The sequence below is a fragment of the Methylophilus sp. 13 genome (genome assembly GCF_015354335.1).
In the GTDB taxonomy this organism is placed as follows: domain Bacteria; phylum Pseudomonadota; class Gammaproteobacteria; order Burkholderiales; family Methylophilaceae; genus Methylophilus; species Methylophilus glucosoxydans.
This window is the reverse complement of record NZ_JADKYR010000003.1, coordinates 315,150-334,365: the sequence shown is the minus strand read 5'-3', so window position 1 is coordinate 334,365 and position 19,216 is coordinate 315,150. Positions and strand designations below refer to the sequence as shown.

The window sequence follows — 19,216 nt, the reverse complement described above, 5'->3', positions numbered from 1 at the left end:
GAAAATGATGAAGATTAAACGCTTAAATACACAGGATCATGGCTTTGATGCCGAATTGAAGGCATTGCTGGCTTTTGAGACCGCGCAAGATGACAGCATAGACCTGGTGGTTGCCAATATTCTCAAGGATGTGAAGGCGCGCGGTGATGCGGCTGTGCTTGAATATACCAACCGCTTTGATAAAACCAATGCCTCCAGTCTGGCTGCATTGGAAATTCCTCAAGCGGAGTTGCAAGCGGCCTTAACCAGCCTGCCGGCGGCACAGCGCGAGGCTTTGCAGGCAGCAGCTGACCGGGTGCGTAGCTATCACGAAAAGCAGGTCATGCAGTCCTGGCAATATACTGAGGCTGATGGCACCTTGCTTGGTCAACAGGTGACGGCGCTGGATCGCGTGGGCTTGTATGTGCCTGGCGGTAAGGCGGCTTATCCCTCTTCTGTGCTGATGAATGCGATCCCTGCCAAGGTGGCGGGTGTGCAAGAGTTGGTGATGGTTGTGCCTACGCCGAATGGCGAGAAAAATTCATTGGTACTGGCTGCGGCTGCGGTCTGTGGCGTGGATCGCGTGTTCTGTATTGGCGGTGCACAAGCCGTGGGGGCGCTGGCATATGGCACTGAAACCGTGCCACAGGTAGACAAGATTGTCGGGCCAGGTAATGCCTATGTGGCTGCGGCCAAGCGCCGGGTGTTCGGGGTCGTCGGCATTGATATGGTGGCAGGTCCTTCTGAGATTCTGGTCATCAGCGATGGCAAGAGCAATCCAGATTGGACAGCCATGGATCTGTTCAGCCAGGCGGAACATGACGAGTTGGCACAGGCGATATTGCTGTCGCCAAGCGCAGAATTTCTGGATCAGGTGGAGGCCAGTATTGCCCGTCAGGTGGTCGACATGCCGCGCCAGGAGATTATTCGTACCTCGCTGCAAAACCGGGGTGCACTGATACAAGTAAAGGACCTGGCTGAGGCCGCCGAGATTTGCAACTACATCGCGCCAGAACACCTGGAGTTATCCATGGACGATGCCTTGGCCTTTAGCAAGCAGATCAAGCATGCCGGGGCGATCTTTATGGGGCGTGACACCTGTGAGGCGCTGGGCGATTATTGCGCCGGCCCCAACCATGTGCTGCCGACCTCACGTACCGCCCGATTCAGTTCGCCGTTGGGGGTCTATGATTTCCAGAAGCGTTCCAGCCTGATTATGGTGTCGTCTGCGGGGGCGCAAACGCTGGGCAAGATTGCTGCGACGTTGGCGTATGGCGAAGGCCTGCAGGCGCACGCGCGTAGTGCTGAGTATCGCTTGAAATAAGAGGCAGCCATGAGTCAATATTGGAGCAAGATTGTTCATGAGTTGACCCCTTATGTGCCGGGCGAACAGCCCAAGTTGCAAAATCTGGTCAAGCTTAATACCAATGAAAATCCTTATGGTCCCAGCCCCAAGGTGATTGCTGCCTTGGAGGCAGAAGCTGCAGACAGTTTGCGCCTGTATCCCGATCCGGATTCCAGTCGCCTCAAGGCGGCGTTGGCTGAATATCATGGGCTGCAAGCCAATCAGGTGTTTGTCGGCAACGGTTCCGATGAGGTGTTAGCGCACGTGTTTCAGGCCTTGCTCAAGCACGACTTGCCTTTGTTGTTTCCTGATATTAGTTACAGTTTCTATCCGGTCTACTGCGGCTTGTACGGCATCCACTTTGAAACCGTTGCGCTCAATGCGCAGTTTGAAGTGGCGATAGACGATTATTTGCGCCCTAATGGCGGGATTATTTTCCCTAACCCCAACGCGCCAACCGGCATTCCGCTGCCATTAAGCGAAATTGAGCGCTTGCTGGCCCACAATACGCAATCTGTGGTGGTGGTCGATGAGGCCTATGTTGACTTTGGCACCGAGTCCGCGGTCGCACTGATTCATCGTTACCCAAATCTGCTGGTGACGCATACCTACTCGAAATCACGTTCGTTAGCAGGCTTGCGCGTGGGCTATGCGTTGGGCAATGCCGCGTTGATTGAGGCATTAATCCGGGTCAAGGACAGCTTTAACTCATATCCGATTGATCGTTTTGCCGAGGCGGGTGCCATTGCGGCATTGCAGGATGAAGCTTACTTTCAGCAAACGCGTCAACAGGTCATCACGTCGCGTACCAGCCTGGTCAGTGCACTAGAAGCGTTGGGATTTGAAGTGTTGCCTTCCGGGGCAAACTTTATTTTTACCCGTCACCCGGCGTATGTGGGTGAGCAGTTGGCCGCAGGGCTGCGTGAACGCGCCGTGATCGTCCGCCATTTCAAAAAACCAGCTAGAATTTCCGATTTTTTACGGATTACCATCGGTAACGAGTCGCAAAATCAGGCCTTGATGCAGGCAATACGTGCGCTTGTGCAAGCCTGATGTCGTCAAAAGCGCGGGATTTGTACTAAATTACGGGCTAATCGCGGTTAATTGATTGTAATCGCACATAAAAATATCCAGCGAATATTGTCATTGTGTGGCAAATCCGGTTATGATGCACCCTATTGTACATAATGTGCAGTGACGGTTGCGTTTGCATGATTGCTGCGCATAGATTCATTGGATTGAAAATAGAGCAAACTCGGAGGAAGAAAAATGGCACAAACCCAGATGGCATTGGACTCATTGGATTTTGACGCGACGATCGCTTTAGCAGCTAAAGTGGCGCCACACGTTGATATCTTGGAAATCGGTACCCCTTGCATCAAGCACAACGGTATCGAACTGTTGAAAGCACTGCGTGCAAAATTCCCTAACAACAAAATTTTGGTTGACCTGAAAACCATGGATGCTGGCTTCTACGAAGCTGAGCCATTCTACAAAGCAGGTGCTGACATTTGTACCGTTTTGGGCACTGCTGACATCGGTACCATCAAAGGCGTGATTGATGCTGCCAACAAATATGGCAAAGAAGCGCAAATCGACCTGATCAACGTAAAAGACAAAAAAGCCCGTACGCTGGAAGTTGTTAAGTTGGGTGCACACATCATCGGCGTGCACACTGGCTTGGATCAACAAGCGGCTGGTCAAACCCCATTCGCTGACTTGGGCCTGGTGTCCGGTCTGAAAACAGGCGCTAAAGTGTCTGTGGCTGGTGGTGTAAAAGCTGCAACGACTAAACAAGTGGTTGACGCTGGTGCTGATATCGTCGTTGCTGGTGCAGCGATCTACGGTGCTGCTGATCCTGCTGCTGCTGCAACAGAAATCACCAAAATTGCACACGGTGCTGGTGCTGGTGCTGCTAAAGGTGGTAACAAGTTGCTGCCATGGATTATTGCTGCAGTTGCTGCAGTATTGGTATTCTCTTTGTTGGGTAAAAAATCTGAAGAAGCTGCGCCTGCTGCAGAAGCACCAGCTGCTGAAGAGGCTGCCCCAGCTGCTGAGGCGCCTGCTGCCGAAGCACCTGCTGCTGAAGAAGCTGCTCCAGCCGCTGAAGCGCCTGCTGCAGAAGCTGCACCAGCGACTGAAGAAGCAAAATAATCCGCTTTTATTTCTGATAAATGCACGATTCAAAAAAGCAGTCCATTGGGCTGCTTTTTTGTTTTTCACAACTGGTTTTGCCTGTCTGCCAAGACTTGCTGTAAAATGCGTATAATACTTGCAAACTCTCAGTGATCACCTTCCTCTCTCATATGTCACGTCAAGCCGAAGTTACGCGTAATACGCTAGAAACCCAAATTACTGTGTCGATTAATCTCGATGGTACAGGGCAGTCTGAACTGGACAGTGGGCTGGGCTTTTTGGATCACATGCTGGATCAAATCGCCCGTCATGGCATGATAGACCTGAAAGTGCATGCCAAAGGCGATTTGCATATTGATGCCCACCATACGGTTGAAGATATCGGGATCACCTTGGGTCAGGCATTCAGCAAGGCGTTGGGCGACAAAAAAGGCTTGACGCGCTACGGGCATAGCTATGTCCCGCTGGATGAAGCCTTGAGCCGTGTGGCGCTGGACTTGTCCGGTCGTCCGGGCTTGGCGTTTGATTGCACCTTTACGCGTGCCATGATCGGTGAGTTTGATGTAGATCTGATTCACGAATTTTTCCAGGGCTTTGTCAATCATGCACTGGTCACGCTGCACATTGATAATCTCAAAGGCCAAAACGCTCATCACCAGGCGGAAACGATTTTTAAAGCGTTTGGCCGTGCCTTGCGTATGGCGGCCACCCAGGATCCTCGCATGGCCGGCTTGATGCCATCAACCAAAGGTGCGTTATAGCCCGATTGTTTATGATGAATCGTTTGCAAGTCGCCATTGTTGATTATGGCATGGGAAACCTCCGTTCAGTTGCCAATGCTTTCAAAGCGGTAGCGCCTGATACCACGGTTGCAGTCACCAGCGATCCTGCGCAAATTGCCCAGGCGGAGCGGGTAGTGTTTCCGGGGCAGGGCGCCATGCCGGATTGCATTCGTGAATTGGATGCGCGGAGTTTGCGTCAGGCAGTGATGGACGCAACACAGCAAAAGCCTTTCCTCGGCATATGTATTGGTTTGCAAATGTTGTTTGAGCATTCTGAAGAAGGCAATGTGCCTGGGCTAGGCGTGTATGCCGGCGAGGTCAAGCGCTTTCCTCAGGCAAAAATGGTGGATGTGCATGGTGAAAAGCTCAAGGTCCCGCACATGGGCTGGAGCCAGGTACATCAGACTCAGCCGCATGCCTTGTGGCAGGAGATTCCTGACCAGGCCCGTTTTTACTACGTGCATAGCTACTATGTGGTCCCGGATGAGACGGCATTGACCGCTGCGACCACCGCCTATCCATTTGATTTTACCGGCGCGATTGCACGTGACAATGTATTTGCCGTGCAGTTTCACCCGGAAAAGAGCGCCAGTGCAGGCTTGCAACTTTTACGTAATTTTGTAAACTGGAAGCCCTAAGACGGGCTACAGTCGTTTTAGTCACTACTCGTTATTTATCTACTGAAAACAACATGTTAATCATTCCAGCAATTGATTTAAAAGATGGCCACTGCGTGCGTTTGAAGCAGGGACTGATGGAAGAGTCCACCGTATTTTCCGAAGATCCTGCAGCGATGGCCAGACATTGGGCAGATAAAGGCGGTAAGCGTTTACACCTGGTGGACTTGAATGGGGCCTTTGCGGGCAAGCCTGTCAATGAAGGTGCGATCAAGTCTATTGTGGCTGCAATAGGTGGGGATATCCCTATTCAATTGGGTGGTGGCATCCGTGATCTGGATACAATAGAGCGCTATCTGGATGATGGTATCAGCTATGTCATTATTGGCACCGCCGCTGTGAAGAATCCGGGCTTTCTGCATGAGGCCTGCTATGCTTTCCCAGGCCAGATCATGGTGGGGCTGGATGCCAAAGACGGCAAAGTAGCCGTGGATGGCTGGTCCAAGTTGACGGGGCATGATGTGATTGACCTGGCGAAGAAATTTGAAGATTACGGTGTGGAAAGTATTGTTTACACGGATATCGGCCGGGATGGCATGTTGACTGGCGTGAATATTGAAGCGACTGTAGCATTGGCGCAGGCTTTAACGATTCCGGTGATCGCCAGTGGCGGGGTGACCAATCTGGATGATGTGCGCAACTTGTGCGCCGTGCAGGATGAAGGCATCATGGGTGCCATTACCGGCCGCGCCATTTATGAAGGGACACTGGACTTTTCTGCTGCGCAAGCATTAGCTGACCAGCTGAGTGGTCAATAAAAATGGGCTGCGCCAAACGCATTATTCCTTGCCTGGATGTGACTGATGGTCGTGTCGTCAAAGGCGTGAATTTTCTGGAATTGCGCGATGCAGGCGATCCGGTGGAAATCGCACAGCGTTACAACGACCAGGGCGCGGACGAACTGACGTTTCTGGATATTACCGCCAGCTCAGACAATCGTGACTTGATTCTGCACATTATTGAGCGTGTGGCCGAGCAGATCTTTATCCCGTTAACCGTCGGTGGCGGCGTGCGCAAGGTTGAAGATGTGCGGCGGCTGCTCAATGCGGGGGCCGATAAAGTCAGCATCAACACCACTGCCGTGGTCAATCCGCAAGTGGTTGAGGATGCTGCCGGACGTTTTGGTTCGCAATGTATAGTGGTCGCGATTGATGCCAAAAAAGTAGATAATCAGCCGTTTGAGTGGGAAGTGTTCACCCATGGCGGGCGTAATCCTACCGGTCTCGATGCCGTCAAATGGGCGCAAAAGATGGTGAGTCTGGGGGCCGGTGAGTTGCTGGTCACCAGCATGGACCGCGATGGAACCAAAATCGGATTTAATAACCCGCTCAACAAAGCGATCAGCGAAGCAGTGGATGTGCCATTGATTGCTTCCGGCGGCGTGGGGAATCTGCACCATCTGGTGGAGGGTGTCACCGTTGGTGGCGCCGACGCTGTTCTGGCTGCCAGTATTTTTCACTATGGTGAGTTCACTGTGCAGCAAGCGAAAGACTATATGCGTGAACATGGGATAGAAGTGCGATGAGCTGGCTGGAGCAAGTGGCCTGGACGGCAGAAGGCTTGGTGCCGGTCATCGCCCAGGAAAAAGACACAGGTAAAATTCTCATGTTTGCCTGGATGAACCGCGAAGCCTTGCAATTGACTAGAGACTCTGGACATGCAGTTTACTATTCGCGCTCGCGCAACAAACTGTGGCATAAAGGTGAAGAGTCTGGGCACACGCAAATCGTGCACGACATTCGTCTCGATTGCGATAATGATGTCGTGCTGATCACGGTCGAACAATTGGGTGGCATCGCCTGTCACACCGGTAGGCATAACTGTTTCTTTCAGCAATTACAGGGCGATACCTGGGTGACTGTAGAGCCTGTGCTCAAAGATCCGAAAGCGATTTACCATGAGTGATGACGTATTAAGCCGCTTGTCTGAATTGCTGGAAGCGCGTAAAAGTGCCGATCCGGCCAGCTCCTATGTCGCCAAACTCTATGCCAAAGGCATGGACAGCATTCTCAAAAAAGTGGGTGAAGAAGCGACGGAAACAGTGATTGCGGCCAAAGGCGGCAACAAGGAAGAGCTGATTTATGAAACCGCCGATTTATGGTTTCATACCCTGGTGATGTTAAGTCATGCCGGCTTGCAGGCGCAGGATGTGCTTAATGAGCTTGCGCGCCGTGAAGGGCTGTCGGGCATCGTTGAGAAAGCGAGCAGAAAAGAATGAGTGCAGACTGCATTTTTTGTAAAATTGTTGCTGGCACTATTCCGGCGAAATTACTGTATGAAGATGACGAGGTCATCGCATTTCATGATATTCGGCCACTGGCGCGGGTGCATTTTCTGATTGTCCCCAAAGCACATATTGAAACGCTTAAAGAATGTACTGCTGAGCATCAGGCGCTTCTTGGCAAAATGATGTTGCTGGGTGCCAAACTGGCTGCTGAGCAAGGGTTGGTTGGCTATAAAACAGTGATGAATGTCGGGCGTGAGGGTGGCCAGGAAGTGTTCCATATCCATCTGCATGTCTTTGGTGGCGGGCCTGCCGCTTAAAAGTTGACGCGTTAAGGAGATTGCAATGGGTTCATTCAGTTTATGGCATTGGCTGATCGTGTTACTGATCGTGGTGCTGGTGTTTGGTACCAAAAAGCTGCGTAATATTGGCGGTGATGTAGGTGGCGCGGTCAATGAGTTTAAAAAAGCAATGAATGACGGCAAAGAAGGTTCTAAGCCTGATGAGATTTCTGACAAAAGTAAGTGAGTACTGACCGATTGTGTTTGATATTTCGTTTTCAGAATTACTGGTGATTGCGCTGGTTGCCTTGGTGGTGATCGGGCCGGAAAAACTGCCTAAAGTCGCCCGCACTGCGGGCGCTTTTTTTGGGCGCATGCAACGCTTTGTCAGCCAGGTAAAAGATGAGGTTAATCGTGAAGCCAGGTTTGCCGAGTTGCAACAACTGCAAGACGAAGTAAAATCGGGCTTGCAGTCGGTATATGACGATGCGGCACAGCATATTTTGCCTGAGAATTCGATCGCCGAAACCAGTGTCCAGCCCGAGAAGGTTGTTGAGCCGGTTAAACCGTCACGCAAACCACGTCAACGCAAGTCATCACCGGTGAACGATGAGCAGCCTGCTGAAGCAGCAGTGCCTAGCGCATTGGTGGTTTCTGAATCTGCGCCAGCGCCACAAGCCGAGTTATTTGCAGAAGCCCCTGCGGCAAAGCCGAGACAGCGCCGCGCACGGCAGGCGGCGAAGACGGCAAACGATACGCCACCGAATGAACCCATCCTCTAAGCGTTTGTAGTTTGATCGCGCTTTATAAATTATGACGCCTACTGAAAGTTTTATTTCCCACCTGATTGAGCTGCGTAACCGTTTGTTGCGTGCGGTTGCGGGCTGGCTGGTCATTTTTGTGGCTTTATTTCCGTTTGCTGACCGCATTTATCATTTGCTGGCGGCACCCTTGCTGGCAAAGTTGCCGCAAGGGGCGCAAATGATAGCGACAGCAGTCACCACGCCCTTCTTTGTGCCGATGAAAGTGACCATGATGGCAGCCTTTTTGATCGCGTTGCCATGGATGATTTATCAGTGCTGGGCATTTATCGCACCGGGGTTATATGCACATGAAAAACGATTGATTCGGCCCCTGCTTGCGGCGGCCATCGGGTTATTCTTTATGGGCATGGCCTTTGCCTATTTTGCCGTGTTCCCGGTTGTATTTGGCTTTCTGGTGGGTAGCGCACCAGCGGGTGTCGCGGTGATGACAGATATTGCTGAGTATCTGGACTTTGTCATCGGCATGTTTCTAGCGTTTGGTTTTGCATTTGAAGTGCCCATCGCCGTCATATTGTTATCATTGATGGGGTGGGTGACTTTGGCGCAACTCAAGGAGGCGCGCTCTTATGTAATCGTAGGCGCTTTTGTGTTGGGCGCCATTTTTACGCCACCAGACATTGTCTCTCAATGCATGCTGGCCATCCCGTTGTGGTTGCTCTATGAGCTGGGCCTGCTGGTGGTGCGCTGGTTGCCGCAATCGCCAGCAGACAGTGCTACACCAACTTAATTAAAGTTTCTAGTTATTGCGCTACCTTGCTTGGCAGTGGGCGCTTACCTACGATCAGGCTGATCTCCATTTTCTTGCCCGCGCGCAAGATCGCCAATGTTGCCTTGTCACGTGGCTTGAGCATGGCGATTATATTTAGCATTGCCTGGCTGTCAGACACAGGTTTGTTGTCGATGGCAATCAGGATGTCGCCAGGACGCAAGCCGGCGCGATCAGCCGGACTGTCTAACAACACACCGGCAATCAAGGAGCCGTTGACGTTCTTGAGGTTAAAGGATTCCGCCAGTTCTGGCGTAATGTCTTGCGCTTCTATGCCTATCCAGCCACGCGTCACCGACCCATTAAAAGTAATTTGTTCCATGACCTGTTTGGCGATGCTGACCGGAATAGCAAAGCCTATCCCCATGCTGCCGCCATTGCGGGAATAAATGGCACTATTGATGCCGATCAGGTTGCCGTTGACGTCGATCAGCGCGCCACCGGAGTTGCCAGGATTAATGGAGGCATCGGTTTGAATAAAGTTCTCAAATGTATTGATGCCCAGATGGTTGCGTCCCAGTGCGCTAATAATGCCTTGGGTCACGGTTTGTCCAACGCCAAACGGGTTGCCAATCGCCAGGACGACATCCCCTACCTTCATCTGGTCACTATTGCTGAATGTGATGGCAGGGAGTTGTTTGCGGTCTATTTTGAGCACGGCCAGGTCGGTCTCAGGATCGGTACCGACCACTGTGGCTGAGGACTTGCTGCCATCGCTGAGCGCAACTTCAATTTGATCGGCCGAGCTGATCACATGGTTATTGGTCAGGATCAGGCCATCGGCACTGACAATCACGCCGCTACCGAGGCTGTTTTCAGGTTGTTCATCCTCTTCTTCAATTTCATCACCGAAAAAATGACGAAACAATGGGTCATTCTTCAATGCGCGGTGTGGATCCTGGCTCATGCGGGCAGTGGTGAAAATATTCACCACTGAGGGCATGGCCTTGCTCACGGCATTGCGGTAGCCGGACTTCGCGACCATGGCCTGGCTAGTGGCGGCCGTTTCCTTGATCACCAGGGTTTTGTTCACGGGTTGCGTGAGCAGGGTGGGATAAAAAAGTTTTAAGACAAACAAAATGCCCAGACAAACGGTGACTGCTTGTGAGAAGATAGACCAGAGATGTCGCATAGATGCCAAAAGAGAAATGTGCAATAAGTGAATGTCTTTAATAACGACTAGTATATGAGACTCAGAGATGGAATTGAATCTTCTTGTTAGTGAATTGGCTAATTTTTTGCAAGTAAGCAAATTCCAGGACTATTGCCCCAACGGTTTGCAGGTGGAGGGGCGGCCGCAAGTGCGGCGCATTATCAGTGGCGTGACTGCCAGTCAGGCGCTGATTGAGGCGGCCATCGCCGCCAATGCGGATGCGATTCTAGTGCATCATGGCTATTTCTGGCGTGGCGAGCCAGCAGAGGTGACTGGGCTCAAGCGTCAGCGCCTCAAGCGCTTGCTCACACATGATATCAGCCTGCTGGCGTATCACCTGCCGCTAGATGCACATCCGCAGGTGGGAAACAATGTGCAACTGGGACAGGTGTTCGGCTGGCCGGTGACACGCTATCTTGATGATAAGAATATGCTGCCTGTGACCACCTTGGCGCAACCGATGTCGCTGGCGCAGGTGGCAGAGCATGTTGCCCAACGATTGGGGCGGCAGCCACAAGTGCTTGGGGCCCCTGATAAGTTAGTACACACTGTCTCCTGGTGTACTGGCGCTGCCCAATCTTATATTCAACAGGCGGTCACTGCTGGCGTGGACCTGTTTATCAGTGGTGAAGTCTCCGAGCAAACCTGGCATACCGTCTGCGAATCAGGTACGGCTTACCTCAGTGCCGGGCATCATGCCACTGAGCGTTATGGCGTCCAGGCGCTTGGGCAGTGGCTTGCACAAACGCATGGCTTGGAGCATGTTTATGTTGAGTTGGGTAACCCTGTTTAATTGATTAATATCAATGACTTATTGAAATAAATTTGGCTTGTTTCTGCGAAAAATGTATAATCGCGACTCAAGTTTTATACTCACTGTTACCTCAAAAGGGTAGATTAAGGAAGCCAATGTCAGAAAACAAAATTGACAACAACTGTTTGTCGTTTTGCCAGCCATCTGAGGTGGATTTGCAAAAACGCGATTTTTTGGTGAAAGCGACTGCCGCCACCGGGGCTGTTGGGGTTGCTGCAGTAGCGGTGCCGTTTGTTGGTAGCATGCTGCCAAGTGAACGTGCCAAAGCGGCGGGTGCACCTGTCGAGGTGGATATCAGCAAGTTGAAGCCGGGCGAGAAAATGACGGCTGAATGGCGTGGTCAACCGGTTTGGATCGTGCGTCGTACGCCAGAAATGCTGGATAAGTTGGTCAAGCATGATGACCAGTTGTCGGATCCGAATCTGGAAGTGCCGCAACAGCCTGAGTATTGTAAAAACAAGGATCGTTCTATCAAGCCAGAGTTCGGGGTCATGTTGGGGACCTGCACGCATCTGGGTTGTTCACCAAACGACAACTTTGCAATGACAGCAGACTGGGATGGTGGTTTTGTCTGTCCTTGCCACGGCTCTAAGTTTGACTTGGCTGGCCGTGTGTTCAAAGGCTCTCCGGCACCAAAAAATCTGCTGGTGCCGCCGCATCAATATCTGACTGACACGACCTTGCTGATTGGCGATGACAAAAAGGCGGAGGCTTAACTATCATGGCAACGACTAAAAAAACAACTGCCACTGGTTTACTGGGCTGGTTTGATGCCAGATTCCCGCTGACCAGTACCATCAAGGGACACCTTACCGAGTATTACGCACCGAAAAATTTCAACTTCTGGTATTTCTTCGGATCATTGGCTTTGCTGGTGCTGGTGCTGCAAATTGTCACCGGTATTTTTCTGACCATGAACTACAAGCCGGATGCCGAGTTGGCCTTTGCTTCGGTGGAATACATCATGCGGGACGTATTTGGCGGCAACATTATCCGTTACATGCACTCGACCGGCGCCTCCATGTTCTTTGTGGTGGTCTATTTGCATATGTTCCGTGGCCTGATTTACGGATCTTATCGCACGCCGCGTGAGTTGATCTGGTTGTTTGGTGTGGGCATTTTCCTGGTGCTGATGGGCGAAGCGTTCTTTGGCTACCTGCTGCCATGGGGTCAAATGTCTTACTGGGGTGCGCAGGTGATTGTGAACCTGTTCTCAACTGTGCCGTTTATTGGTCCTGACTTGTCTGAGTGGTTGCGTGGTGACTATCTGGTTTCCGATGCTACCCTGAACCGTTTCTTTGCTTTCCACGTGATCGCCTTACCGCTGGTGTTGCTGGGGCTGGTTGCTGTGCATATCGTGGCTTTGCATGAAGTGGGCTCTAACAACCCTGATGGCGTTGAAATCAAGACCTATAAAGACAAGGCAACCGGTATTCCATTGGATGGCATTCCATTTCACCCTTACTACTCTGTGAAAGATCTGGTGGGTGTAGTTGTCTTCCTGATGGTGTTTTTTGCGATTGTGTTCTTTATGCCTGAAATGGGTGGTTACTTCCTCGAAGCGAATAACTTTATTCCGGCAGATCCTTTGAAAACACCGCCGCATATTGCGCCAGTCTGGTATTTCACGCCTTACTACTCCATTTTGCGTGCAGTGCCGCCTATCGGTATCTCGCAATTCCCTGGTGTGGTAGCCATGGGCTTGTCAGTCGTGGCCTTTGCGTTCTTGCCGTGGTTGGACAAGAGTCCGGTGAAGTCTATTCGTTACCGTGGCAAGTTGTACAAACGCTGGTTGGCTGCTTTTGTGATCAGCTTCGTGATCCTGGGTTATCTGGGAACCGTGCCAGGTGATGTCTGGGGTCAATTTGGACCATGGATGGGTCGTGCAGACCGCGCGACTGTGTTGGCTCGTATTTGTTCAGTGGTGTACTTTGCATTCTTTGTCTTGATGCCTTGGTATACCAAAAAAGATCAAACCAAGCCTGTGCCAGAAAGGGTGACATACTAATGATGAAAAAATTGTTTTTGCAGGCCTTTGCAGGTCTGGCCCTCTTGGCGTCAGTGATGGCGTTTGCAAATGAGGTGCATATTGATGTCAAGGCGCCAATCAAGATGACGGATAAAGCGTCATTGCAGCGTGGTGCCAAGATCTTTGTAAATTATTGCCTGAATTGCCACAGCGCCAACTACATGCGTTACAACCGCTTGCAGGACATTGGCCTGACCGACAAAGAGATTAAAGACAATCTGTTGTTTGCCGGTGAGAAGGTGGGCGAAACCATGCGCATTAGCATGAATCCTAAAGATGCGAAAAAATGGTTTGGTGCTGCACCGCCTGATTTGAGCGTTGAAGTGCGTGCGCGTGGTGCGGATTGGGTGTATGCCTATCTGCGCAGCTTCTACAAGGATGAGTCACGTCCCACTGGCTGGAATAACCTGGTGTTTGACAAGGTGGCCATGCCGCATGTGTTATATGAGTTGCAAGGCGTGCAAGTACTCGATCACGAAACACACACCCTTAAACTGGACAAAGCCGGTAAGCTCAATCCGCAAGAGTATGACCAGTTTGTCGGTGATCTGACTAACTTCCTCGCATTTATGGCAGAGCCAGCCAAACAATCCCGTTTGTGGATTGGGGTGGCAGTGTTGCTGTTCCTGTCAGGATTGTTCTTCTTGGTGAAAAAAATCAAAGCCGAATACTGGAAAGATATTCGCTAATTGCCAACCAAGTCTGACACCAAGGCGTGAGGCCTTGGTGTCTTTTTTTATAGGGAAAATAAATTATGATGAGATTGTATTCGGGTACCGTTGATCCTTACAGTCACCGTTGCCGTATCGTGCTGTTCGAGAAGGGCATGGACTTTGAAGTCATTGATGTGGACTTGACCAATAAAACTGAAGATCTGGCCATTTTGAATCCTTATGGTGAAGTGCCGGTGTTGGTCGAGCGTGACCTGGTCTTGTCAGAAGCCAATATCATCAATGAGTATATCGATGAGCGTTTTCCTCATCCTCAACTCATGCCAGCTGACCCGGTCATGCGCGCACGTGCAAGACTGTTCTTGTATAACTTTGAAAAAGACTTGTTCAGTCATATCAAGGATGTTGAATCTGATAATCAGGAAACCGCGGATCGTGCACGCAAGGTCATTCGCGATAACCTGACGCAGTTGGTGCCGATTTTTGGCAAGCAAAACTACCTGATGGGCGACGAGTACTCCATGCTGGATGTGGCGATCACGCCATTGTTATGGCGGTTAGGGCATTATGGCATTGAGTTGCCAAACCAGGCTTCGCCATTGCTCAAGTATGCCGAGCGTTTGTTCTCTCGTCCAATGTATGCAGAGGCTATGACACCCTCTGAAAAGGCGATGCGTAAATAACATCAGTCATGCATAAACAGCGCGAATCCATATTCGCGCTGTTTTTTTAAGGAAGTCCAACATGAGTACATTGATTCCGACCACGGCTTATTTGATTCGCGCCATACATGAATGGTGTCTGGATAATAATCTGACGCCGCATTTGCTGGTCAAAGTGGATGCGCAGACGCGTGTGCCGATGGCTTATGTCAAAAATGGCGAGATTGTGCTAAATGTGAACTACACTGCTGTCAAAGATTTGCATATTGATAATGATGCGGTTGTGTTCTCTGCGCGCTTTAATGGCGTTGCGCAACATATTTATGTCCCGATCAACCGGATCGGAGGCGTATTTGCCAGGGAGAATGGGCAAGGTATGTTTTTTGAAGTTGTGGATGGCGTGCCGCCAGCGCCTGAAAAAATGGTGTCCCCGGTAGCGTCTGCGGTGGATGCGCAAGCGAAAAAGTCACACCTTAAAGTAGTGAAGTAAGGCTGCTGTGCTCGGTGTTTAGCCGATGCTTCATTTTGAATGCAATTTTTTCAACAAAAAATAAAAAAATTCATAAAAGCACTAGATCACATCCCAAAAAAAGTGATATAGTTGCGCCTTCCTGAAATGCCGGGTTAGCTCAGTTGGTAGAGCAGCGCACTTGTAATGCGAAGGTCATCAGTTCGATTCCGATACCCGGCACCAAATTTATGTCAGTTGACATTGACGTTGATGACATAAACCGCGATAATCGCGGTCGATTTTTTGGAGGGGTGGCCGAGTGGTTAAAGGCGACGGACTGTAAATCCGTTCTCTCTGAGTACGCTGGTTCGAATCCAGCCCCCTCCACCAAAAAATGATTGCCTGTAGGTGTTGCTGTAAAGCGGGTTGGTGAGAGCCTTCCTTGGGTGTTCTGCATAGTGCGGGTGTAGCTCAGTTGGTAGAGCACTTGCCTTCCAAGCAAGATGTCGCGAGTTCGAACCTCGTCGCCCGCTCCAACAATAACAAAAGGCAAAACGCCCATGTGGCTCAGTGGTAGAGCACTCCCTTGGTAAGGGAGAGGTCGCGGGTCCGATTCCCGCCATGGGCACCAGATGCGCTCTGTAGTGATATGGGGCTTGGTAAGTAGTCGCGCAAGGGTGCTGTCATCCGCGTCGCATAATTTGTGAAAACAATATTATTGGCTTTATTTAGTACTAATAAAGGAAAAACATCATGGCAAAAGGCAAATTTGAACGTACCAAGCCACACGTGAACGTTGGTACGATTGGTCACGTTGACCACGGTAAGACAACATTGACAGCGGCGATCACCACAGTGTTGACCAAGAAATTTGGTGGCGAAGCAAAAGCTTACGACCAAATTGACGCGGCACCAGAAGAAAAAGCACGTGGTATTACCATCAACACAGCACACGTTGAGTACGAGACTGCAAGCCGTCACTACGCACACGTTGACTGCCCAGGCCACGCTGACTACGTTAAAAACATGATTACCGGTGCTGCCCAGATGGACGGCGCGATCCTGGTATGTTCAGCAGCTGACGGCCCTATGCCACAAACACGTGAGCACATCCTGTTGGCCCGTCAGGTTGGCGTACCATACATCGTTGTATTCCTGAACAAAGCCGACATGGTTGACGACGCTGAGTTGTTGGAACTGGTTGAAATGGAAGTGCGTGACTTGCTGAGCAAGTATGACTTCCCAGGTGATGACACCCCAATCATCAAAGGTTCTGCTAAATTGGCCCTTGAAGGCGACCAATCAGAAATCGGCGAACCAGCGATCTTCGCATTGGCTGACGCATTGGACAGCTACATCCCAACCCCAGAGCGTGCCATTGACGGTACCTTCCTGATGCCAGTAGAAGACGTATTCTCTATCTCTGGTCGTGGTACTGTAGTAACCGGCCGTGTTGAGCGTGGTATCGTTAAAGTCGGTGACGAAATCGAAATCGTTGGTCTGAAGCCAACCTTGAAAACCACCTGTACTGGTGTTGAAATGTTCCGTAAACTGCTGGACCAAGGTCAAGCGGGTGACAACGTAGGCGTACTGCTGCGCGGTACCAAGCGTGAAGAAGTTGAGCGTGGTCAAGTGCTGGCTAAATCCGGTTCTATCAAACCACACACCAAGTTCACCGCTGAGATCTACGTGTTGGGTAAAGATGAAGGTGGTCGTCATACACCATTCTTCAACGGCTACCGTCCACAGTTCTACTTCCGTACCACTGACGTGACTGGTGCAGTTGAATTGCCAGCAGGTACCGAAATGGTGATGCCAGGTGATAACGTATCTATCACTGTGACATTGATCGCGCCTATCGCGATGGAAGATGGTCTGCGCTTCGCGATTCGTGAAGGTGGTCGTACCGTTGGTGCTGGCGTCGTTGCCAAAATCATCGAGTAATTGTTGATGTAGGTGAAAGCTGCGCTACAACCCGTGCAGCTTTCGCTTTAAAGAGTACAGGCCAATAGCTCAATTGGTAGAGTATCGGTCTCCAAAACCGAGGGTTGGGGGTTCGAGACCCTCTTGGCCTGCCAAACACCCAGAATAGTCTGTGGTGTTAATCATAAAGTTAAGTATATGATCGATAAAATCAAACTGGCTTTATCCCTGTTGTTACTAGCTTTGGGGATTGCCGGTTTTTATCTTTTTGAAGATAAAGCAATGGTTATCAGGATACTTGCCGTGTTGGCAGGTATTGTCGCGTCTGTAGCGGTCGCGTGGACTGCGCCACAAGGTAAGCAGGCGCTGGTTTTCTTTAATGAGTCTGTTGCTGAAGCCAAGCGTGTGGTGTGGCCAACGCGTCAGGAAACCCTGCAAACGACACTGGCTGTTGTGGTGCTGGTTGTGATCATGGCTGCTTTCTTGGCGTTGGTGGACATCAGTTTTGCCTACATGGTGCAATGGATTATGGGTAGGGGGGCTTAATGGCTATGCGTTGGTATGCAGTTCAGGCCTTCTCCGGCATGGAGAAATCCGTCAAGGCCGGTTTGGAAGAGCGCGTCGCAAGATCGAATATCCCGGATCAGTTCGGTGACATTCTGGTGCCGGTAGAAGAGGTGATTGAGCTGAAAAATGGTCAGAAGACCATTTCTGAGCGTCGCTTGTATCCTGGTTACGTGTTGGTGCAAATGGAAATGACTGACGAAAGTTGGCATTTGGTGAGAAGTACACCACGTGTGACTTCATTCATCGGTGGCACTGCACAACGTCCAACCCCGATCAAGGATAAGGAAGTCGAAATTATTCTGCGTCGCATGGATGACAGCAAATCTAATCCGACACAGAAGATGACCTTTGAAAAGGGCGAGAGTGTTCGTGTGATCGATGGTCCATTCAAGGACTTCTCTGGCAGCGTAGAGGAAGTGAACTACGACAAAAACAAACTGCGTGTTTCAGTGGTCATTTTTGGCCGTGCGACACCGGTTGAACTGGATTTTGCACAAGTAGAAAAAGAAGTCTAGTTGTGCATTGTGTCGACGGCCTGACTGGCGGTCGATATTTTTTAACGGGGAGCCTGCCACAGGCGCTATTACCCATTCAAGGAGTCAAACATGGCAAAGAAAGTCATTGGCTATATTAAGCTGCAGATCCCTGCAGGTAAAGCCAACCCAAGCCCACCAGTCGGTCCAGCACTGGGTCAACGTGGTCTGAACATCATGGAATTCTGTAAAGCGTTTAACGCGGCAACACAAGGCGTTGAACCAGGTCTGCCTATCCCAGTGGTGATCACTGCGTTTGCAGACAAGAGCTTCACATTCGTGATGAAAACCCCTCCTGCAACTGTGCTGATCAAAAAAGCAGCCAAGCTGGAAAAAGGGTCTCCACGTCCTCATACGGACAAAGTTGGCAAGATTACTCGTGCACAAGCCGAAGAAATCGCCAAAACAAAAATGCCTGACCTGACCGCTGCCGACATGGACGCAGCCGTTCGCACCATCGCTGGTAGCGCACGCAGCATGGGTATCGAAGTGGAGGGTGTATAACATGGCGAAAAGAATTGATGCGTTGCGTGCAAAGATTGACCGCAACAAGCTGTACCCGGTAGTTGATGCGCTGAGCCTGGTAAAAGAAGGCGCAACTGCTAAATTTAACGAATCTGTAGACGCAGTGATTAACTTGGGTATCGACCCACGTAAATCTGACCAGCTGGTGCGTGGCGCGATCGTATTGCCTAACGGGACTGGTAAAACAGTGCGTGTGGCTGTGTTTGCACAAGGTGCACAAGCTGAAGCTGCAAAAGCAGCTGGTGCTGACATCGTTGGTTTTGAAGATCTGGCCGAGCAAGTCAAAGGCGGTATGTTGGATTTTGATGTAGCCATTGCTACACCTGATGCGATGCGTATCGTTGGTGCCTTGGGTCAAGTGTTGGGCCCACGTGGTTTGATGCCTAACCCAAAAGTGGGTACCGTGACACCAGACGCAGCGACAGCAGTTAAGAATGCTAAAGCGGGTCAAGTGCAATACCGTACTGATAAAGGCGGTATCGTTCACTGCACCATCGGCCGTGCTTCATTTACTGTTGAGCAACTGCAAGGCAACCTGTCTGCTTTGATCGAAGCATTGAACAAAGCCAAGCCAGCCAGCTCCAAAGGCGTATACCTGAAGAAATTGTCAGTCTCCAGCACCATGGGTCCTGGCGTACGTGTTGACCAAGCTTCAGTCGCTGCTTAAGCATTGAATCAAGTCCCGGTCCGTTAATGGGTCGGGCAAGTACTTTGGGCTTGAGTGTTTATGCAATTTTGTAAGCACTCAAGAACATCAAAGACCGTTGGTGTTTTACTTAATTGAAAATTGAATGCAAATGGGTGAGTAATCCTCTGTTTGCAGCAGTTTGAAACCAACGCAGATGGCGATCCCCAACACAGGATATATCCATGC

General features: G+C 50.7%; 25 protein-coding genes and 5 tRNA genes. 29 read left to right on the top strand and 1 reads right to left on the bottom strand.

The genetic code is table 11. The annotated features are described in order from the left end of the window. Positions 1-7 precede the first annotated feature (7 nt). The 13 genes from hisD to tatC all read left to right on the top strand — a co-directional run bounded on the left by hisD (position 8) and on the right by tatC (position 8,975). Positions 8-1,303, top strand: coding sequence for a histidinol dehydrogenase (gene hisD / locus INP77_RS09410; RefSeq protein WP_194749111.1), 1,296 nt, complete (start codon positions 8-10; stop codon positions 1,301-1,303). A gap of 9 nt (positions 1,304-1,312) precedes the next feature. Then, the gene (gene hisC / locus INP77_RS09405) at positions 1,313-2,377 is read left to right on the top strand and encodes a histidinol-phosphate transaminase (protein WP_194748762.1); all 1,065 of its coding nucleotides are present in this window, start codon (positions 1,313-1,315) and stop codon (positions 2,375-2,377) included. Positions 2,378-2,593: 216 nt separating this feature from the next. Further along, positions 2,594-3,478 (top strand): 3-hexulose-6-phosphate synthase, encoded by an 885-nt coding sequence (hxlA, locus tag INP77_RS09400; protein WP_194748761.1) that lies wholly within the window; start codon positions 2,594-2,596, stop codon positions 3,476-3,478. A 152-nt stretch (positions 3,479-3,630) separates the two neighbouring features. Continuing rightward, the gene (hisB, locus tag INP77_RS09395; RefSeq protein ID WP_194748760.1) at positions 3,631-4,221 is read left to right on the top strand and encodes an imidazoleglycerol-phosphate dehydratase HisB; all 591 of its coding nucleotides are present in this window, start codon (positions 3,631-3,633) and stop codon (positions 4,219-4,221) included. Positions 4,222-4,235: 14 nt separating this feature from the next. Continuing rightward, positions 4,236-4,880 (top strand): imidazole glycerol phosphate synthase subunit HisH, encoded by a 645-nt coding sequence (gene hisH / locus INP77_RS09390; protein WP_194749110.1) that lies wholly within the window; start codon positions 4,236-4,238, stop codon positions 4,878-4,880. 53 nt (positions 4,881-4,933) lie between these two features. Then, positions 4,934-5,677, top strand: coding sequence for a 1-(5-phosphoribosyl)-5-[(5-phosphoribosylamino)methylideneamino]imidazole-4-carboxamide isomerase (gene hisA / locus INP77_RS09385; RefSeq protein ID WP_194748759.1), 744 nt, complete (start codon positions 4,934-4,936; stop codon positions 5,675-5,677). Positions 5,678-5,679: 2 nt separating this feature from the next. After that, positions 5,680-6,444, top strand: coding sequence for an imidazole glycerol phosphate synthase subunit HisF (gene hisF / locus INP77_RS09380; RefSeq protein WP_194748758.1), 765 nt, complete (start codon positions 5,680-5,682; stop codon positions 6,442-6,444). Next, on the top strand, positions 6,441-6,824 hold the full coding sequence (gene hisI / locus INP77_RS09375; RefSeq protein ID WP_194748757.1) for a phosphoribosyl-AMP cyclohydrolase: 384 nt from the start codon (positions 6,441-6,443) through the stop codon (positions 6,822-6,824). Before hisF ends, hisI begins: the two co-directional genes overlap by 4 nt. Beyond that, positions 6,817-7,137, top strand: coding sequence for a phosphoribosyl-ATP diphosphatase (locus INP77_RS09370; RefSeq protein WP_194748756.1), 321 nt, complete (start codon positions 6,817-6,819; stop codon positions 7,135-7,137). The genes hisI and INP77_RS09370 overlap by 8 nt, the downstream gene beginning before the upstream one ends. Beyond that, positions 7,134-7,463 carry a histidine triad nucleotide-binding protein gene (locus tag INP77_RS09365; RefSeq protein ID WP_194748755.1) on the top strand — a complete coding sequence of 110 codons (330 nt, stop codon included), beginning with the start codon at positions 7,134-7,136 and terminating at the stop codon, positions 7,461-7,463. Before INP77_RS09370 ends, INP77_RS09365 begins: the two co-directional genes overlap by 4 nt. A gap of 25 nt (positions 7,464-7,488) precedes the next feature. Further along, the gene (gene tatA, locus INP77_RS09360; protein WP_194748754.1) at positions 7,489-7,671 is read left to right on the top strand and encodes a Sec-independent protein translocase subunit TatA; all 183 of its coding nucleotides are present in this window, start codon (positions 7,489-7,491) and stop codon (positions 7,669-7,671) included. Positions 7,672-7,684: 13 nt separating this feature from the next. Then, on the top strand, positions 7,685-8,206 hold the full coding sequence (gene tatB, locus INP77_RS09355; protein ID WP_194748753.1) for a Sec-independent protein translocase protein TatB: 522 nt from the start codon (positions 7,685-7,687) through the stop codon (positions 8,204-8,206). Between the two features lie 31 nt (positions 8,207-8,237). Next, entirely contained in the window at positions 8,238-8,975 is a 738-nt protein-coding gene (gene tatC, locus INP77_RS09350; protein WP_194748752.1) for a twin-arginine translocase subunit TatC, read from the top strand. Positions 8,976-8,988: 13 nt separating this feature from the next. Here the strand turns inward: tatC and INP77_RS09345 are convergent, their stop codons facing one another. Further along, complete coding sequence (locus INP77_RS09345; protein WP_194748751.1) at positions 8,989-10,146, bottom strand: S1C family serine protease; 1,158 nt, start codon at positions 10,144-10,146, stop codon at positions 8,989-8,991. Between the two features lie 67 nt (positions 10,147-10,213). Between INP77_RS09345 and INP77_RS09340 the strand changes: the two genes are divergently transcribed. The 16 genes from INP77_RS09340 (at position 10,214) to rplA (ending at position 19,009) form a co-directional block, all read left to right on the top strand. Next, positions 10,214-10,960, top strand: coding sequence for a Nif3-like dinuclear metal center hexameric protein (locus INP77_RS09340; protein ID WP_194748750.1), 747 nt, complete (start codon positions 10,214-10,216; stop codon positions 10,958-10,960). Between the two features lie 116 nt (positions 10,961-11,076). Next, complete coding sequence (gene petA, locus INP77_RS09335) at positions 11,077-11,697, top strand: ubiquinol-cytochrome c reductase iron-sulfur subunit (RefSeq protein ID WP_194748749.1); 621 nt, start codon at positions 11,077-11,079, stop codon at positions 11,695-11,697. Between the two features lie 5 nt (positions 11,698-11,702). Then, the gene (locus INP77_RS09330) at positions 11,703-12,989 is read left to right on the top strand and encodes a cytochrome b N-terminal domain-containing protein (RefSeq protein ID WP_194748748.1); all 1,287 of its coding nucleotides are present in this window, start codon (positions 11,703-11,705) and stop codon (positions 12,987-12,989) included. After that, a complete protein-coding gene (locus tag INP77_RS09325) occupies positions 12,989-13,699 on the top strand; it encodes a cytochrome c1 (RefSeq protein ID WP_194748747.1) in 711 nt (236 codons plus the stop codon). The genes INP77_RS09330 and INP77_RS09325 overlap by 1 nt, the downstream gene beginning before the upstream one ends. Positions 13,700-13,764: 65 nt before the next feature. After that, entirely contained in the window at positions 13,765-14,364 is a 600-nt protein-coding gene (locus tag INP77_RS09320) for a glutathione S-transferase N-terminal domain-containing protein (protein WP_194748746.1), read from the top strand. A 61-nt stretch (positions 14,365-14,425) separates the two neighbouring features. Next, positions 14,426-14,833 (top strand): ClpXP protease specificity-enhancing factor, encoded by a 408-nt coding sequence (locus INP77_RS09315; protein ID WP_194748745.1) that lies wholly within the window; start codon positions 14,426-14,428, stop codon positions 14,831-14,833. Positions 14,834-14,961: 128 nt separating this feature from the next. After that, positions 14,962-15,037, top strand: a tRNA-Thr gene (locus INP77_RS09310). A gap of 62 nt (positions 15,038-15,099) precedes the next feature. Further along, positions 15,100-15,184, top strand: a tRNA-Tyr gene (locus INP77_RS09305). Between the two features lie 70 nt (positions 15,185-15,254). Further along, positions 15,255-15,330: transfer RNA gene (locus INP77_RS09300), tRNA-Gly, on the top strand. A 20-nt stretch (positions 15,331-15,350) separates the two neighbouring features. Continuing rightward, a tRNA-Thr gene (locus INP77_RS09295) sits at positions 15,351-15,425 on the top strand. Positions 15,426-15,547: 122 nt separating this feature from the next. Next, the gene (gene tuf, locus INP77_RS09290; protein ID WP_194748734.1) at positions 15,548-16,738 is read left to right on the top strand and encodes an elongation factor Tu; all 1,191 of its coding nucleotides are present in this window, start codon (positions 15,548-15,550) and stop codon (positions 16,736-16,738) included. Positions 16,739-16,796: 58 nt separating this feature from the next. Continuing rightward, positions 16,797-16,872 (top strand) — tRNA-Trp (locus INP77_RS09285). A 43-nt stretch (positions 16,873-16,915) separates the two neighbouring features. Beyond that, positions 16,916-17,263, top strand: a complete 348-nt coding sequence (gene secE, locus INP77_RS09280; protein WP_194748744.1) for a preprotein translocase subunit SecE — start codon at positions 16,916-16,918, stop codon at positions 17,261-17,263. After that, a complete protein-coding gene (nusG, locus tag INP77_RS09275; protein WP_194748743.1) occupies positions 17,263-17,799 on the top strand; it encodes a transcription termination/antitermination protein NusG in 537 nt (178 codons plus the stop codon). Before secE ends, nusG begins: the two co-directional genes overlap by 1 nt. Positions 17,800-17,889: 90 nt before the next feature. Continuing rightward, positions 17,890-18,321 (top strand): 50S ribosomal protein L11, encoded by a 432-nt coding sequence (rplK, locus tag INP77_RS09270; protein ID WP_029147986.1) that lies wholly within the window; start codon positions 17,890-17,892, stop codon positions 18,319-18,321. Position 18,322: 1 nt separating this feature from the next. Next, on the top strand, positions 18,323-19,009 hold the full coding sequence (rplA, locus tag INP77_RS09265; RefSeq protein ID WP_194748742.1) for a 50S ribosomal protein L1: 687 nt from the start codon (positions 18,323-18,325) through the stop codon (positions 19,007-19,009). Positions 19,010-19,216: the final 207 nt, after the last annotated feature.